Source organism: Agrobacterium sp. lyk4-40-TYG-31 (assembly GCF_030209855.1).
Classification (GTDB): Bacteria; Pseudomonadota; Alphaproteobacteria; order Rhizobiales; family Rhizobiaceae; genus Agrobacterium; species Agrobacterium vaccinii.
On record NZ_JARVRE010000006.1, the window covers coordinates 95,509 to 111,840 of the forward strand.

Sequence of the window (16,332 nt, forward strand, 5' to 3'; positions counted from 1 at the left end):
CGGCTTTAAATTGTCGCACTCGACTTAGCTTTATTGCAGATAAATGGCAACAGATAGTTTTGATGTCAGTATTTTCAATCGTTTAGATCATAAAATACTTACGTAAACGTAAGAAATTAAGTTATAAAAGTGTCACGCAGCGGCGCGTTTTTCGTTGTGTAACGCCAAATAGTCGGCGCTTCGCATCTCGAACAACCGCGATGCGGTGCGATCAAACTCGAAACCTTCCGTACCCTTGCGCTTCTCCAACAAATCTTCCGGCATAGCCGCAGCGGAGGCGAAGACCCTTACCGTACGATCGTAGAAGGCATCGATGAGAATGATGAAACGCTTCGTTTCATTGCGCTTGTCGGCATTCAGCAACGGAATATGGTCGATGAAAACGGTATCGAACCGGTCAGCGATGGCCAGAAAGTCCGAAGCACCAAGCGGCTTTTCACAGAGATCGGAGAATGAAAAACGCGCTACGCGACCGGCAGCCTGCGGCACCAGCACGGAGCGTCCCTTTCTGGCAATCTCGGTAGGTGCGCTGACGTGACCTTCTGTCAATCGCCGCCAGGCCGCATCCATAGCCTTGTCAGCGGCCTCGCCCAGTGGCGTAACATAGACCGGCAGGCTCTTGATCTTTTCCATCCGATAGTCGGTCGGGCTATTCAGCGTAACGACCTCAACATGCTGCTGGAGCAGATCGACGAAGGGCAGAAAAAGGCTGCGATTGAGCCCATCCTTGTACAGATTGTCCGGCAAGACGTTCGACGTCGTCACCAGCACGCATCCATTGGCGAAGAGTTCGGTAAACAGGCGGGCGAGGATCATTGCATCGGCAATATCCGTGACCGAAAACTCGTCAAAACACAGCAGCTCCGCCTCGGCTAGCAATTGTGCGGCAACGGGCGGGATAGGATCTGCCTGTTTGGTCTCCCCGTTCTTCAATTTCTGACGATGCGCATGAACGCGATTATGGACGTCAGCCATGAATTCGTGGAAATGGCAGCGGCGTTTCTTTTCGATGGGTGACAACTGAAAGAACATGTCCATCAGCATGGTCTTGCCACGCCCGACACTACCCTCGACGTAAAGACCTTTGACGGACGAGGCAGGTCCGGCCTTCTTCGCAAACATCCAACCCAGTGCGCTTTTCTTCTTGGCCGGTTTGCGGATTTTGAGATCGGTCAGAATACGATCGAGATGGGCGGCCACATCCAGTTGTGCGGCGTCGGCCTTCAGCTCGCCAGATGCGGTCAATGTGTTGAGTTGCTCAACAACGCTATGATTGTAGTCGGGTAATGGCTTCATAAACAGGCCTCAGGCGCGAGCAACGTGAAACGCTGCCCGCGTGACAAAAATTATCGGCTGAGGCTGAGGGGCTGACCGCTGTTGGTCGTGCCGTCATAACGTGTATCGCCGGTCTTGTAGACACGACCGATCGTATCGCCGGCGCGGTTCTTGAACTGAACCATCTTGTTGGAGACTTCCCATGATCCCATGGACGACAATTCACCCGCGCAACCACGCGTACCACCACGCGAGCCGCTGCCGAGGTTCGTCAATGTCAGGAACATATCGCAGCTTGCGCCGCCGTTTGACACGCGCCAGTTGCCGACCATGGCTTCCTTGGTGACATCCATCGCAGCCGCCGGAGCGGCAGAAGCAACATTAGTGCCACCCGGCGCCGCATTGGCAGGTGCATTCGGGAACTGTGCGGAGCCGCCAGGAGGTGGCAACGCGCCGGACTGCACGGATGGTACCGGCTGCGCCTGGAGCGGCGGGGTGTAACCGGGATTACCGCTTGGAGCGCTATTGTTGTTGTAATCGAAGGAGGTACGCTGGCAACCGGCAAGGCTCATAACGACCGCTAGACCCGTCACCACATATCTGAACTGCATTTCAAGCTCCCGATTTTCTGCTTCGGCAGGACCATGTCTACACAAAACGGCTGAATTATTACCAAAGCATTAGCTAACGCAAGCCGCTACCGCGATAATTGCAATTTCAGTCGATTTTTATAGAAATTTCCAGCCCCGTTATTATCAAACAGGCCACGACGGGGAGTCGCGGCCTGTTCATTATCTTCAATTATGAGCCACCTTTAAACGCGACGCTCGACCATCATCTTCTTGATCTCGGCAATCGCCTTGGCAGGGTTAAGACCCTTAGGGCATGCCTGCGCGCAGTTCATGATGGTGTGGCAGCGATAGAGGCGGAACGGATCTTCGAGGTTATCGAGACGTTCGCCCGTTGCCTCATCGCGGCTGTCGATGAGCCAGCGGTAGGCCTGTAGTAGAACGGCAGGACCGAGATAACGGTCGCCATTCCACCAGTAGCTGGGACAGGACGCCGAGCAGCAGGCGCACAGAATGCACTCATAGAGGCCATCCAGCTTCTGGCGGTCGTCATGGCTCTGCTTCCATTCCTTGGCAGGCGTCGGAGACACCGTCTTCAGCCATGGTTCGATGGAGCGATGCTGGGCGTAGAAGTTCGAGAGGTCAGGAACGAGGTCCTTCACGACCGGCATGTGCGGCAGAGGATAGACCTTCACCGTGCCGGTGATCTCTTCCATGCCCTTGGTGCAGGCCAGCGTGTTCGTGCCATCGATGTTCATGGCGCAGGAACCGCAAATGCCCTCGCGACAGGAACGGCGCAACGTCAGCGTCGGATCGACATTGTTCTTGATGTAGAGAAGCGCATCGAGAACCATCGGGCCGCAATCATCGACATCGATGTAATAAGTATCGATGCGCGGGTTCTGGCCGTCGTCAGGGTTCCAGCGGTAAACCCGGTATTCGCGAACATTCTTCGCGCCTGCCGGCTTCGGCCAGACCTTGCCTTCGGTCATCTGAGAGTTCTTGGGAAGAGCAAGTTCAACCATGTCCAGTTCCTCTCAAATCAATAGACGCGTGCTTTGGGCGCGATCTTCTGGAGATCGATACCCTCAGCAATGAGATCGGTGTGAACCGGACGGTAATCAAGCTTCACATCGCCCTGCTCGTTGACCCAGGCCAGCGTGTGCTTGCGCCAGTTGACGTCGTCGCGACCACCGAAAGGACCGTCGACGAAATCTTCACGCGCATGGCTGCCACGGCTTTCCTTACGGGCTTCCGCGCCGTAAACGGTCGTGATGGCATTGGCCATGAGGTTTTCGAGTTCGAGCGTCTCAACCAGATCGGAGTTCCAGACCATCGAACGGTCGGTGACCTTGATGTCAGGCAGCTCTTTCCAGATGGCGGAAATACGCTTGCAACCGCTTTCCAGCGATTCCTGCGTGCGGAACACGGCGGCATCGTCCTGCATGGCGCGCTGCATCTTGTCGCGCAGCACAGCAGTTGGCGTGCCGCCATTGGCGTTGCGCAGACGGTCGAAGCGATCCATGATCTTGTCACAGGCAGCGACGTTGAGCGCCGGAATAGCACTGTTGCGATCGATAACCTCCGCTGCGCGAATGGCGGCGGCGCGACCGAAGACCACGAGGTCGATCAGCGAGTTGGAGCCGAGACGGTTTGCACCGTGCACCGAAGCGCAACCAGCTTCACCCACGGCCATCAGGCCGGGAAGGATGCGTTCTGGGTTTTCGCTGTCGGCATTCAGCACTTCGCCCCAATAGTTGGTGGGAATGCCGCCCATATTGTAGTGAACCGTCGGCAGAACCGGGATCGGCTCGCGCGTCACGTCCACGCCTGCGAAAATCTTGGCGCTTTCGGAGATGCCCGGCAGGCGTTCGTGCAGAATGGCCGGGTCGAGGTGATCCAGATGCAGGAAGATGTGGTCCTTGTTCTTGCCAACGCCACGGCCTTCACGAATTTCCATGGTCATGCAGCGAGAGACGACGTCACGCGAGGCCAGATCCTTGGCAGATGGCGCATAGCGCTCCATGAAGCGCTCGCCTTCGGAGTTGACGAGATAGCCGCCTTCACCGCGCGCACCTTCGGTAATCAGACAGCCTGCGCCGTAAATACCGGTTGGGTGGAACTGAACGAATTCCATGTCCTGAAGCGGAAGACCGGCGCGGGCAACCATGCCGCCGCCATCACCCGTGCAGGTATGCGCAGATGTCGCCGAGAAGTAGGCGCGACCATAACCACCGGTCGCCAGAACGACCATCTTGGCGGTGAAGCGGTGGATCGTTCCGTCATCGAGGTTCCAGGCAACGACGCCCGTGCAACGGCTGCCATCATCGGACATGATGAGGTCGAGCGCGAAATATTCGATGAAGAATTCGGCATTGTTGCGCAACGACTGGCCGTAAAGCGTGTGCAGAATGGCGTGTCCGGTACGGTCGGCAGCGGCACAGGTACGCTGTACCGGCGGGCCTTCGCCGTAATTCTGCATGTGACCGCCGAACGGACGCTGGTAAATCTTGCCTTCAGCGTTACGCGAAAACGGGACGCCGTAATGCTCCAGCTCATAGACCGCCTTCGGCGCTTCCATGGCCAGATACTGCATGGCGTCCACGTCGCCCAGCCAGTCGGAACCCTTGACGGTATCGTAAAGGTGCCACTGCCAGCTATCCGGCGTCATGTTGTTGAGCGAGGCGGCAATACCGCCCTGTGCTGCAACCGTGTGCGAACGGGTCGGGAAAACCTTGGTGATACAGGCTGTCTTGAAGCCCTGTTCGGCCATGCCGAGCGTCGCGCGAAGACCCGCGCCGCCAGCGCCCACAACGATCACATCATAGGAGTGGTCGACGTAAGTATAGGCCTTGCCGTTCTGAGTAGGTGAACTGATCGATGCCATGACGGATTATCCTGCGAATGCGATTTTCAGAACGGCGAAGAGACAGAGACCAGCCATGATCACCGAGAAGAAGGTGTTGAGCATCAAAAGAACCAGCTTCGGCACTTCCGCGTGAACATAGTCTTCGATGATGACCTGCATGCCCAGCTTCATGTGGATGATACCGGAGACGACGACAAGAACCATCGTCACGGCAACCAGCGGGTTCGAAAGAGCCGAGGCAACCACGTCGTACGGCGCGCCGCCATACATCACCAGAAACACGACGAAGAAGATCAGCAGCGGCACGTTGGCAATCGCGGTGACGCGCTGGCGCCAGAAGTGCTCGGTGCCTTCCTTGGCAGAACCCAGACCGCGAACCTTATTGAGAGGTGTACGCATATCCATGACAGTATCTCCTCAGCGCACGATCAGGGCGACAACCCAGATCAGCGCGGTCAGACAGATCGAAACCACCCAAGACGCCTTGGCGATCTTCGTGGTGAAATGCTTGTCGAAGCCATGGCCCAGATCCCACATGAAGTGGCGAAAACCGCCAAGCATATGGTGAACGAGCGCCCAGGTGTAGCCGATCAAAACGAGCTTTCCGATGATGGAGCTCATGGCCCACTGAACCCAGCTATAGGCATCGACACCCGACGCCGTCGCGATCAGCCACCAGGCGACCAGCAACGTGCCGAAGTAGAGCGCTGCACCGGTAATGCGGTGCACGATCGACGCAAGCATGGTTGGAATAAGCTTGTAGACTTGAAGATGCGGCGACAATGGCCGATTGCTTGTCGTATTCGCCATATAAACCTCACGGCGTTCCTGCGCACCGAATTGCGGGCGCCCCCAAACAACGCACATAAAGGAAAAATGTGCATTGCACCAACCGCGACCTTTAATAGCACGGAGCCATGACCACAAGCGCAATTGACCTTCGAAACGAATTTAATCGATTGGGTATCAAAGAATCTTTCGTGTTTCACGGATCGAAAATAAAATATCAAGCGTTTCCAAGTGTCACTGATAAAAATATCTTACGTAAACGTCAATTTTATTTCCGATTCAAGACCCCAGAATATGGAGCGATACATTCATGTTTTATATCCGAATCATGCTTGCTTCGGCTCTGATGGCGACGTCGTTTTCAACGGTCGCGAGTGCGCAATCCTTAGAGACGCGTGGCCACATTGACTATTCCCACACCCGACATCAAGGCAAATCGTACTATGGTGGAGATGGCCTGCCGTCGTATCTTAAAGGCGTCGGGACCTATTCTGGCGCGTTTTACGCAAGCCGCGCTCCACGCAACGGGAATTATTTCACGGTTGAAGGCTCAGGAAGAGGCGTCCGCTATCGTAACGACACAGCCTCACCGAGGATTATCCATGTCGATAGTAGAGCAAGCGGTGAAAATTGCTCGTATGAAGCAGGCGTCTGCGTCATCAGGCCCTGATGATCGATCAGACGAACTCCCAGACCGTCGTCTTCTTCACGTCGCTGTCTTCCAGCGCCCGCGTGACCGGCACCTCGTAGGTCGCACAGGCCCTTAAGCGATCTAAGGGCAAATAGGCCCGACCCGGGTCCCCAACCAGAACTTTCACACCTTTTACAGCGAGCGCGAAAAGCCAGGGTGTCAAAGCTTCGGCAAAAGCGCGATCGTAAAAAACATCTCCGGCCAGAAGCACCTCGGTGTCCATGTCGGAGCCAATGACATCGCGACCTGAAAAACCGATGACAACGTCATTTTCGCAGGCGTTAAGCTTTATGGCTGTCTCAGCCCACGGGTCTATATCAATAGCCGTTATCTGCGCGGCACCAGCCTTCGCAGCGGCGATGGCGACCAGCCCGGAACCGCTTGCGAAATCCACCACGCGCTTGCCTTGCACCGTCTCGGGATTATCGATGATATAACGCGCAAGCCCCTGCCCGCCTGCCCAGGCAAAAGCCCAGAACGGCGGCGGCAGGCCGATTTCCTGTAGCTCTTCTTCCGTCTTCAGCCACAGATCATGGGCCTCACTCGCCAGATGAAGCCTGACCTCCGACACGTGCGGCGGCGCCATGATGCTAGTATTGTCGCGAATGAATGTTTCAGGCTCGGTTTTCAATCGACATCATTTCGTGCGTGGCGGCTTGTCGAGCTTACCCATGCGGCAGACTTCCAGATATTCGTCTTCGGTCACCGGCTGCACGGAAAGCCGCATGGATGTGACCAAAGACATATCCGCAAGCTTCGGGCTGGCCTTCACGTCCTTCAAGGACACCGGCTGCGGCATGTCGCAGACTGCTTTGATGTGGACGCAATCCCAGCGATGGTCACCCTCAGCCGAAGAATCCGGCTGCGACAACTCGCAGACCTCGACAATGCCGACGACTTCCAAGCCTTCATTGGAATGGTAGAAGAACCCCTTATCGCCAATTTTCATGGCGCGCATGTTGTTGCGTGCCTGATAATTGCGAACGCCCGTCCACTCTTCCCCCGCATCGCCCTTGGCCTTTTGCTGCTCCCAGGACCATGTCGCCGGCTCGGATTTGAAAAGCCAGTAATTCGCCATCTGTCTTACGCTCCAGGATTGTTGAAGACCCAATTATAGGGCTTCACATCGACGCTTTCGAATAGACCGGCTCTCGCGTAGGGGTCGGCATCGGCCAGCGCCCGTGCAGCGTCGATATCTGCTGCCTCGACGATCACCAGACTGCCATTTGGCTTGCCATCGGCATCCAGAAACGGACCTGCCATTTTCAAGATTCCATCGGCATTGAGCTTGTTGAGGTGCTCCAGATGCACGGGGCGGGTTTCCATGCGCACATGCAGATGGTCGGGCTTGTCTTTGCAGATGAAAGCAAACAACATTTTCGTCTCCTCTTGTCGCCCTATTCGGTGGTGATCGGGCGCGTCATCAATTGTTGTATCGCGGTTTTGACATCCAACCGACCATCGATGATGGCTGCCACCGCACTCGTCACCGGCATCTCGACACCAAGGTCTGCGGCGATCCGCGACGCGATGGAGGCGGCATAAGCGCCTTCGACAAGCCCGCCGTGGAAAGAGGCGGGATCACCGCCCTGCCCCAGCAGAATGCCGAAGCGCAAATTGCGCGATTGATGGCTGGTGGCCGTCAGGACGAGATCGCCAAGCCCGGAAAGACCGCGAACCGTATCCGCCATGCCGCCCATGGCCGCAACCAGACGCGACATTTCCGCCAGTCCTCGCGAGATCAGCGCTGCTCTGGCGGAATCGCCAAGCCCCGCCCCTTCGACGATACCGCAGGCGATTGCCAACACATTCTTCAGCGCACCACCAAGCTGCACGCCTGTTCGGTCCGTGGAAGCATAGAGCCGAAACGTCTGACCGGAAATCGTTTGCGCCAATCGCTCGGCCACGGCACGATCACCAGCAGCGACCGCCATGGCTGTCGGCAGGCCGCTTGCGATATCGGCAGCAAAGCCGGGGCCTGAGAGAACGCCAACCGGATGGTTCGGCAATTCATGCTCCAGCACGTCGGTCAACAATTGCCTGGATGAGCGGTCGATGCCCTTGGCGCAGGTCACGACGACAGCCTCTTTGGAGAGATAGGGGCCGTAATACCGCGCCGCATCCGCCTGGGCCTGCGAAGGCATGGCAAACAGAACGATATCGGCAGCATGAAGCACATCGGGCTCTGCGGAATAGTGAAGCGCATCCGGCAAGGATATTCCCGGCAGCGCCGCCTCGTGAACACCGAGATTGCGCAAGTCCGCCATCAAAGCGGCATCGCGGCCCAGAAGGGTTACGTCGTGGCGGTTCTCCAGTGCAACCACGACGGCGATGGCCGTTCCAAAAGCGCCAGCACCGATGACGACAAGTTTTTCCCTATCACTCATGCCTTGGCCCCGCGCTTGCCAAACCCGATCAACGTCTGCGCTTGCGCATCCAGCGGCCAGCGCGAACGGGGCTGTACATCGAGCCCATCAGGCTCCATACCCTGTGCCATGCGCTCCAACCCTGCCCAGGCAATCATCGCAGCATTGTCGGTGCACAGTTCTAGCGGTGGTGCGACGAAGCGGAAGCCATTGGTATCGCACAGGGTCTGAAGCGTGCTGCGGATTTCCTTGTTGGCAGCGACACCACCGGCAACCACCAGCGCAGGACGGCCCTCAACCGAAGGAAACTCACCCGAAAACCGTTGCAAGCCGCGACCGATACGGTCCTTCAAGGTGCGCGAAACTGCTTTCTGGAATGACGCGCAAATATCAGAGATATCCTGTTCAGACAGCGGAGCAATGGCGGTAGCGGCCTGCCTTACGGCTGTTTTCAGGCCAGAGAAGGAAAAGTCCAGACGCGCTTCGCCGACCATGGGGCGCGGAAGTGCGAAACGATCGGGATCGCCATTGGAAGCGGCCTTTTCGACCGCGGGCCCGCCGGGATAGGGTAATCCCAAAAGCTTCGCCGTCTTGTCGAACGCTTCGCCCAGCGCATCGTCAATCGTCGTGCCCCAGCGCTCATACTGCCCGACGCCACGCACGAGAATAAGCTGCGTATGCCCTCCGGACACCAAGAGCATGAGGTAGGGAAACGACAGTCCATCCGTCAGCCGCGCAGTCAGCGCGTGGCCTTCCAGATGGTTGACGGCATAGAGCGGTTTGCCCGCCGCCTTGGCGATGGCCTTGCCTGTCATCAGGCCGACGATCAGACCGCCGATCAAACCCGGACCAGAGGTGGCGGCGACGGCATCGATATCCGCCAGCGTCACACCGGCCTTGGCCAATGCTTCTTCTATCAACGTATCGAGCGCCTCGACATGCGCGCGTGCTGCAATCTCGGGCACCACGCCACCATAGGCACTGTGCTCCTCCAGCTGCGACAAAACGACGTCGGAGATGATTTCCCCACGCCCGTCAGCATGCCGAACCACCACGGATGCGGCGGTTTCGTCACAACTTGTCTCTATGCCGAGGATACGAAGAAAGGGGGTCATCAGCCGGTTCGTTGATTGCGGTGCTCAGGAAACTTGGGTACGAACACCTCCGGTAACAATGGATAGAAGCGGATGCAAACAAAACCTTTCCGAATCGGCACACGCGCCAGCCCGTTGGCACTAGCGCAGGCACACGAGACGCGCGATCGCCTTATGGCGGCCCACGGTCTTGCGACCGAGATGTTCGAGATCGTGCCGATCTCCACAAAGGGTGACCGCATTGCTGACCGCGCACTTTCGGAAGTTGGCGGCAAGGGTCTGTTCACGGAAGAACTGGAAACACAGCTTCTGTCCGGCGAACTGGATTTCGCCGTTCATTCCTCCAAGGATATTGCGACAAAGCTGCCTGATGGATTGTACCTGTCGGCATTTCTTCCGCGCGAGGATGTCCGCGACGCCTTTATCGGCCGCGCCGCGCCGAAGCTGACCGAATTGCCACACGGCGCGACCGTAGGCTCCGCATCGCTGCGCCGACAGGCATTGATCCGCCGCGTCAGGCCTGATCTCAACGTCATCCTGTTTCGCGGTGCGGTGGCCACGCGTCTGCGCAAACTGGAAGATGGCCAGGCAGACGCGACATTGCTCGCCTTTGCCGGACTTAAGCGGCTTGATATGGCGGACGTTCCCACGCAGGTGCTAGAAACGACGGACTTTCTACCAGCGCCCGCGCAGGGCGCCATCGGCATTGAAAGTCGCATCGGTGACACGCGCATTGATAGTCTGCTGGCTGCCATCAACCACTGTCCCACCTTCGATGCCGTATCCTGCGAACGTGCGTTTCTGTCGGTTCTGGATGGCTCCTGCCGTACACCCATCGCCGGCTACGCGACTTGCGAGGGGGACGATATGCATTTTTCCGGCCTTATCCTCACACCGGATGGTCGCAGCGAACACAGTGTCGAGATAACGGGCAAATGCACGCAGGCCTTGGCACTCGGCAGACAGGCAGGAGAACAGGTTCGCGCTGCCGCTGGCACTGGTTTCTTTGAAGGTTGGACCTGACCATGCGCGTCGTCGTCACCCGCCCGGAAGCATCGGGGCTGAAGACGGCGGAGCTTTTGCGCGAACGCGGGCACGACCCTGTGATGCTGCCGCTGACCAGACCGATCCATAATTCTAAAGCTGTTGCATCAGCATTTTCGAAACGCTTTGACACACTGGCGATAACGAGTGCCGAAGCCATCCGAGCCATAGTGGCGTGCGGCGTAGATATGGACACGATCCGACACACAACGCTGTTTGCGGTCGGACAAGCATCGGCCAATGCAGCGCGTTCTGCAGGTTTTGAAAACGTCGTCGCGGGCAAGGGCGATGGCCATGAACTGGCCCAGACCATCTCTGACATCGGCATCGAGAGACAGGCGGGCACAGTTCTTTATCTGGCGGGCTCTGTAAGAGAGGTCGGCTTCGAAGAGCGCCTCTGCGCGCTGCACATTCCATTTGAAACCGTTGAAGTATACGGGATGGAGCCGGTAAACTGGGACCGTGCCGGTTTGGAGGCCATCGTGTCCTCGCGACCAATAGATGCCGTTCTTTTTTACTCCAGCGAGGCGGTTCGAGGTTTTTTCGATCTGATGCATCGCACTGGCGTTCAGATTGTTTCCGCTCACATCAAATTCATCTGCATCAGTGATAAGGTTCTCGCTCTCATTCCAGAACCGCTGCAAGCCAAGGCATTTGCAGCCAGGACCCCCCGTGAGACCGAAATGTTTGATCTGCTTGGTCAGATGACGGGAACCTAATTCCCTCTTGCCCCTTTCCTTTGCCGTTATCACTGACTAGGTTTAGGGAAATGCAGGCAGAATGAGGTTGTCATGGTATCGGGAAAGCCGCCACGCCACTCCAAGTCCACCGCCGAGCCGGTCACGATTGATCTGGACGCCAACGACGTGAAAGAAATCGGCAAAGATGCGGACACTGCAGCCGGTTCAACCGCTGCAAAAACCGATACGGCAGAGACACCTACCCCCGCCCAGAGCGCACCTGCGGCGGCACCTGATGAGAACCCCAAGCCGATTTGGGACCAGCAGGTCAAGAAGCCCATCGAGCCTGAGCCGAACATTCACAAGGCCGATGATGCCAAACCCGCGCCCGACACGCCGAAGGCGACCTCCGTGCCGCCTTTAAAAAAAGATACGCCGAAGCCTGACGATACGAAGAAGGAACAGCCCAAGGCGGAGACGAGCAAACCCGCCGTGGACACCAAATACTCTTCCACGGCAGCAGCAACCCCGAAAATAACGGCACGAAACGAAGCTGGTAGTTCAGGCCTTCTCCTTGCAGGCATCGTTGGCGGTTTGATTGCGCTTCTGGCAGCGGGAAGCATGCAATATGCCGGTTATCTACCGCCGTTCTCCGGCAACAATACTTCTTCCGACGAACTCGCGACGCTCAAGTCTCAGGTCTCAGCACTTCGCGAGCAGGCGGCAAGTAACCCAAACTCGTCTGCCGATACATCTGCACTTGAAACGCGCCTCGCCGCTCTGGAAAATTCCGCGCCGACCGCGAGCGGTGATATCGCTGGTAAAGTCACCGCACTCGAATCCACCGTCGCTGCGCTACAGTCGGAGAAGACAGCGCAGGATGCGACCAACGCAGACCTGACGCGACGTCTGACCGATGCTGAAACCAAGATCAATGAGCCTCGGGACGATATTGAAGTCGCCCGCGCCATCGCCTCAGCCGGTCTTAAAGCTGCGATTGACCGCGGCGGCCCGTTCCTGACTGAACTGGACACGCTTTCAAAGGTTACACCCGATGACCCAGCCGTTCAGTCGCTTCGCCCATTCGCTGCGACTGGCGTGCCGTCTCGTGCCGAGCTTACGCGCAATTTCCCCGATGTAGCGAGTGCCATGCTCGATTCGCTGCGCCAGAGTGATCCCAACCAGGGCGTCATCGATCGGCTAACCGAAAGCGCCCTGTCGCTGGTGAAAGTCCGGCCTGTCGGGAACGTAGAAGGTGAAGGTGCCGAGGCGAAGATCGCCCGGATGGAAGACAAGCTGCGAAACGGCGACCTCAAGGGTGCGTCACTGGAATGGGACGGTGTTCCCGATGCTGCCAAGACTGCATCAGCCGATTTCAAGAAGTCGCTCGATGCCCGTGTTCAGGTGGAAGACCTCGTGAACGGAACGTTGACCCGCGCCATCACTCGCACTGGCCAGCAGGGATAAGATATGACCAAGATCATCAGCTTCGTCGTCTTCATACTTGTCGTTGCCTATGGCTTTTCCTGGCTTGCAGACCGTCCGGGGGAACTCTCCCTGGTCTGGCAGGGCCAATTGATCGAAATGAGCCTCATGACAGCAGCCTGCGCCGTCGCAGCGTTGATTGCAGCGGTCATGATCGTCTGGTGGATGTTCAACACCCTGTGGAACTCTCCACATGTAGCGCGCCGTTACTTCCGTTCGCGCAAGCGCGACCGTGGCTATCAGGCACTCTCGACCGGCCTCATTGCTGCCGGTGCTGGCAACGCTCTGCTCGCGCGTAAGATGACAGCACGCACACAAGGCCTGCTGAGCGCCGATCAGGAACCACTCATTCATTTGCTGGAAGCGCAGGCCGATCTCATCGAAGGCAAATATGATGCCGCTCGTCGCAAATTCGAGGCGATGGCACAAGACCCCGAGACGCGCGAGCTTGGTCTTCGAGGGCTCTATATGGAAGCCCGTCGCCAAGGGGCAAATGAAGCCGCCCTCGAATACGCTGAGGATGCAGCCAAGAATGCACCGTATCTGCCATGGGCCGCGCAAGCGACTTTGGAAAGCAAGTCCCGCAATGGAGAGTGGGATGATGCGATCCGCTTGCTGGATCAGCAAAAGGCCGCAAGTGTCATCGAGCGTGGTGAGGCAGAGCGTCTCAAGGCCGTGCTCCTGACGGCAAAGGCCGAAGAAAAATTCGAGAGTGACCCGAAGGCTGCACGCGAAGATGCCAAGCATGCGCTTAAGCTGTCGAAGGCGCTGGTCCCGGCTGCACTCGTTGCCGCAAAGTCGTACCTGCGCGAGGATAACCTACGCAAAGCGGCAGCGGTTCTGGAACCTGTCTGGAAAATCGCGCCCCATCCGCAGATCGCACAGCTTTATGTGCGGGCACGCAGCGGTGATACAGCTGTTGACCGTCTGAAGCGTGCAGAACGGCTGGAAAGCCTGAAGCCCAACAATGTCGAGTCACTGTTTGCCGTTGCGCAGGCCGCTCTCGACGCTGGCGACTTCACACGGGCACGGATGAAGGCCGAAGCCGCCGCCCGAATGGAGCCGCGCGAAAGCGTCTTTCTGTTGATGGCCGATATCGAAGAGGCAGAAACGGGCGATCAGGGTCGTATACGCCATTGGATGTCCCAGGCATTGCGCGCACCGCGTGACTACGCCTGGGTGGCGGATGGCGTCGTCTCGGAGAAATGGCTCCCCGTCTCCCCCGTCAACGGACGCCTCGACGCATTCGAGTGGAGGACACCGTTCGGCCAGATGGAAAGTCCAGTTGAGAGCGTCACGGTCGATCACGCGCTGTCATCGCTGCCGGAGATCACCGAGCCGGAAGTGCGCGAGCGGATCATCGAGATACCGGTTCCGGTAAAGTCACCTGAGCCTGTCCTAGTCGCTGGACCTATGAAGACGGCAATTGTTGAAAAGCCGCCCGCACCGCGAAAAGAAGAACCTAAGCCCGACGCTGAAAAGCGGCCTGAACCGGTACCTTTTTTCGGTGGTTTGCCGGATGATCCCGGTGTGAAAAAGCCCAATGCCGAGCCGGATGAGAAGACCCGCCTAAAATTGTTTTGATCGATTTCAAGGAAAATCATGTTCGATCGCATCCAGTCGTTCTTTCAAAACCTGACCCACGGCGGGAACCAGCAGGATTTCGCACCCGACGATCTGAGGGTGGCAATTGCCGCCCTTTGTTTTCAGGTCATGGAAGCAGATGGCACCGTTTCCGACGTCGAGCGTAAACGCCTGCGTGAGCTGCTGCAGGAGCACTATCAGCTTTCCTCCGGCAAACTGGAAGCCTTAATGGACGCTGGTCGCGAGGCTGGCCGAGAAGCGGTTGATTATTACCGCTTCACGGCAGATATCCGCCGCCACCTCGACGAAGAAAAACGCATCGAACTCATCGGCATCCTCTGGGACATCGTCTATGCCGACGGAGAGCGCAACGAAATGGAAGATCACGTGATCTGGCGCGTTGCCGACCTGCTCGGCGTATCTGTCCGCGACAGAGTGTTGCAACGCCAACAGGCTGCAACCCATGTGAACATTTCCGAGGATAGCGAAAGTCACAAAGACGCAGTTTGACACCAAGTCTTGCTGGCGCCGATCCTGGCAACAATTTCCTAAGTTTTATGGCGGTGGTGTGGTCGTGCCGGGTAAAGCGTTGCCGCTCTCAAAGCTCCTCATGAAAGAGGCCGGTTAACCAAGCGCGACGGGCACATTGGCGCTTCCCCTTGCCGGTTGATCTGCGAATGTCTAAATGTCACTCAACAACGATTGGAGACATTGATGCTTGCCCTGTTTCAGACAATAGATCTGGCCCTGAACCTCTATACATGGGTGCTGATTGCCAGCGCTCTCTTCTCTTGGCTCTACGCCTTCAACGTCATCAATTCTTCGAACCAGTTCGTCGGCTCGATTGGCAGCTTCCTTTACAATGTCACGGAGCCAGCGCTGCGTCCCATTCGCCGCGTTCTTCCCAACCTCGGTGGCATCGATATTTCGCCCATCATCCTGCTGCTCCTGATCTTCTTCATTCGCTCCTTGATGTGGAACACCATTTACCCGTTGGTTGCCTGAACCTTAGTCTCAGACATAAAAAAACTCCGGATCGGCGACGACCCGGAGGTTTTCAATCAGTCTATCCAGCCTTGACCTAAATCAGGCCTGAGCCTTGTAGCGATCGATGGCTTCGACGATCAGCTTCTTGGCAACGTCCACGTTCTGCCAGCCGCCCATCTTCACCCATTTGCCGGGCTCCAGATCCTTGTAGTGCTCGAAGAAATGCTCGATCTGCTTCAGCGTAATTTCTGGCAGGTCGGTATAGTTCTGCACCTTGTCGTAGCGCTGTGTCAGCTTCGGCGCAGGAACTGCGAGAATCTTCTCGTCCTTGCCGCCATCATCTTCCATGATCATCACGCCGATCGGGCGCACGTTGATCACGCAACCTGGAACGAGCGGACGCGTATTACAGATCAGCACATCGATAGGATCGCCATCTTCCGACAGGGTATGGGGCACGAAGCCGTAATTACCCGGATAGGTCATCGGGGTGTAGAGGAAACGGTCAACGACGAGAGCGCCCGCGTCCTTGTCCATTTCATACTTGATCGGGTGTCCGCCGACCGGCACTTCCACAATCACATTGATGTCATCCGGCGGGTTCTTGCCGATAGAAATTGCATCGATACGCATTCGCTTCCCTCGATTAGGTGGGTTTAACTGGCATGTCGATACTGGGAAAACGACCGCTTTGCAACACAACATCGCCCATTTGACGCAAACTCAACGAAGCAAATACAGGTTCAATTGCAGTGATTTGGCGCGCAAATAAGCCATCAGAGGCGTGGGCAACAATATAGTGCCATGGACTTTTCAGAGAACGTCATTCGACGTACGCAGCACGGGTGAGACGCCTGCAATGCAAGACGAAGCGTCGGAATGCCCGTCGCTCCTGCTTA

18 protein-coding genes are annotated in these 16,332 nt (G+C 57.2%); 6 read left to right on the top strand and 12 right to left on the bottom strand.

Features of this window, described 5'->3' with window-relative positions:
- Nucleotides 1-132: 132 nt before the first annotated feature.
- The 11 genes from zapE to tsaD form a co-directional block, all read right to left on the bottom strand.
- A complete protein-coding gene (zapE, locus tag QRN55_RS14520) occupies nt 133-1,296 on the bottom strand; it encodes a cell division protein ZapE (RefSeq protein ID WP_284777244.1) in 1,164 nt (387 codons plus the stop codon).
- A gap of 50 nt (nt 1,297-1,346) precedes the next feature.
- Nucleotides 1,347-1,886 carry a protease inhibitor Inh/omp19 family protein gene (locus QRN55_RS14525; protein ID WP_173998833.1) on the bottom strand — a complete coding sequence of 180 codons (540 nt, stop codon included), beginning with the start codon at nt 1,884-1,886 and terminating at the stop codon, nt 1,347-1,349.
- A gap of 203 nt (nt 1,887-2,089) precedes the next feature.
- Nucleotides 2,090-2,869: a succinate dehydrogenase iron-sulfur subunit gene (locus QRN55_RS14530; protein ID WP_111840426.1), complete on the bottom strand. Its 780-nt coding sequence runs from the start codon at nt 2,867-2,869 to the stop codon at nt 2,090-2,092.
- Nucleotides 2,870-2,886: 17 nt separating this feature from the next.
- Complete coding sequence (gene sdhA, locus QRN55_RS14535; RefSeq protein WP_284777245.1) at nt 2,887-4,731, bottom strand: succinate dehydrogenase flavoprotein subunit; 1,845 nt, start codon at nt 4,729-4,731, stop codon at nt 2,887-2,889.
- Between the two features lie 6 nt (nt 4,732-4,737).
- Nucleotides 4,738-5,118: a succinate dehydrogenase, hydrophobic membrane anchor protein gene (gene sdhD, locus QRN55_RS14540; RefSeq protein ID WP_045230859.1), complete on the bottom strand. Its 381-nt coding sequence runs from the start codon at nt 5,116-5,118 to the stop codon at nt 4,738-4,740.
- A 12-nt stretch (nt 5,119-5,130) separates the two neighbouring features.
- Complete coding sequence (gene sdhC / locus QRN55_RS14545) at nt 5,131-5,523, bottom strand: succinate dehydrogenase, cytochrome b556 subunit (protein ID WP_045230942.1); 393 nt, start codon at nt 5,521-5,523, stop codon at nt 5,131-5,133.
- Between the two features lie 656 nt (nt 5,524-6,179).
- A complete protein-coding gene (locus QRN55_RS14550; RefSeq protein ID WP_284777246.1) occupies nt 6,180-6,824 on the bottom strand; it encodes a class I SAM-dependent methyltransferase in 645 nt (214 codons plus the stop codon).
- 6 nt (nt 6,825-6,830) lie between these two features.
- Nucleotides 6,831-7,271, bottom strand: a complete 441-nt coding sequence (locus QRN55_RS14555) for an EVE domain-containing protein (protein ID WP_284777247.1) — start codon at nt 7,269-7,271, stop codon at nt 6,831-6,833.
- Between the two features lie 5 nt (nt 7,272-7,276).
- Complete coding sequence (locus QRN55_RS14560) at nt 7,277-7,570, bottom strand: YciI-like protein (protein WP_284777248.1); 294 nt, start codon at nt 7,568-7,570, stop codon at nt 7,277-7,279.
- Between the two features lie 20 nt (nt 7,571-7,590).
- Nucleotides 7,591-8,580 (bottom strand): NAD(P)H-dependent glycerol-3-phosphate dehydrogenase, encoded by a 990-nt coding sequence (locus QRN55_RS14565; RefSeq protein WP_284777249.1) that lies wholly within the window; start codon nt 8,578-8,580, stop codon nt 7,591-7,593.
- Nucleotides 8,577-9,674, bottom strand: a complete 1,098-nt coding sequence (gene tsaD, locus QRN55_RS14570) for a tRNA (adenosine(37)-N6)-threonylcarbamoyltransferase complex transferase subunit TsaD (protein WP_284777250.1) — start codon at nt 9,672-9,674, stop codon at nt 8,577-8,579. The genes QRN55_RS14565 and tsaD overlap by 4 nt, the downstream gene beginning before the upstream one ends.
- A 72-nt stretch (nt 9,675-9,746) precedes the next feature.
- Here tsaD and hemC point away from each other — a divergent pair, with 72 nt between their 5' ends.
- The 6 genes from hemC (at nt 9,747) to QRN55_RS14600 (ending at nt 15,451) form a co-directional block, all read left to right on the top strand.
- A complete protein-coding gene (gene hemC, locus QRN55_RS14575; RefSeq protein ID WP_111840435.1) occupies nt 9,747-10,676 on the top strand; it encodes a hydroxymethylbilane synthase in 930 nt (309 codons plus the stop codon).
- Nucleotides 10,677-10,678: 2 nt separating this feature from the next.
- Complete coding sequence (locus QRN55_RS14580) at nt 10,679-11,416, top strand: uroporphyrinogen-III synthase (RefSeq protein WP_284777251.1); 738 nt, start codon at nt 10,679-10,681, stop codon at nt 11,414-11,416.
- Between the two features lie 72 nt (nt 11,417-11,488).
- Nucleotides 11,489-12,844, top strand: a complete 1,356-nt coding sequence (locus tag QRN55_RS14585; RefSeq protein WP_284777252.1) for a COG4223 family protein — start codon at nt 11,489-11,491, stop codon at nt 12,842-12,844.
- Nucleotides 12,845-12,847: 3 nt separating this feature from the next.
- Complete coding sequence (locus QRN55_RS14590) at nt 12,848-14,446, top strand: heme biosynthesis protein HemY (RefSeq protein ID WP_284777253.1); 1,599 nt, start codon at nt 12,848-12,850, stop codon at nt 14,444-14,446.
- 18 nt (nt 14,447-14,464) lie between these two features.
- Nucleotides 14,465-14,956 carry a tellurite resistance TerB family protein gene (locus QRN55_RS14595; protein WP_111840439.1) on the top strand — a complete coding sequence of 164 codons (492 nt, stop codon included), beginning with the start codon at nt 14,465-14,467 and terminating at the stop codon, nt 14,954-14,956.
- Nucleotides 14,957-15,160: 204 nt separating this feature from the next.
- Nucleotides 15,161-15,451 (top strand): YggT family protein, encoded by a 291-nt coding sequence (locus QRN55_RS14600; protein WP_111840440.1) that lies wholly within the window; start codon nt 15,161-15,163, stop codon nt 15,449-15,451.
- Nucleotides 15,452-15,532: 81 nt separating this feature from the next.
- Here QRN55_RS14600 and ppa read toward each other — a convergent pair whose 3' ends face one another.
- Nucleotides 15,533-16,066, bottom strand: a complete 534-nt coding sequence (gene ppa / locus QRN55_RS14605) for an inorganic diphosphatase (RefSeq protein ID WP_284777254.1) — start codon at nt 16,064-16,066, stop codon at nt 15,533-15,535.
- Nucleotides 16,067-16,332 lie beyond the last annotated feature (266 nt).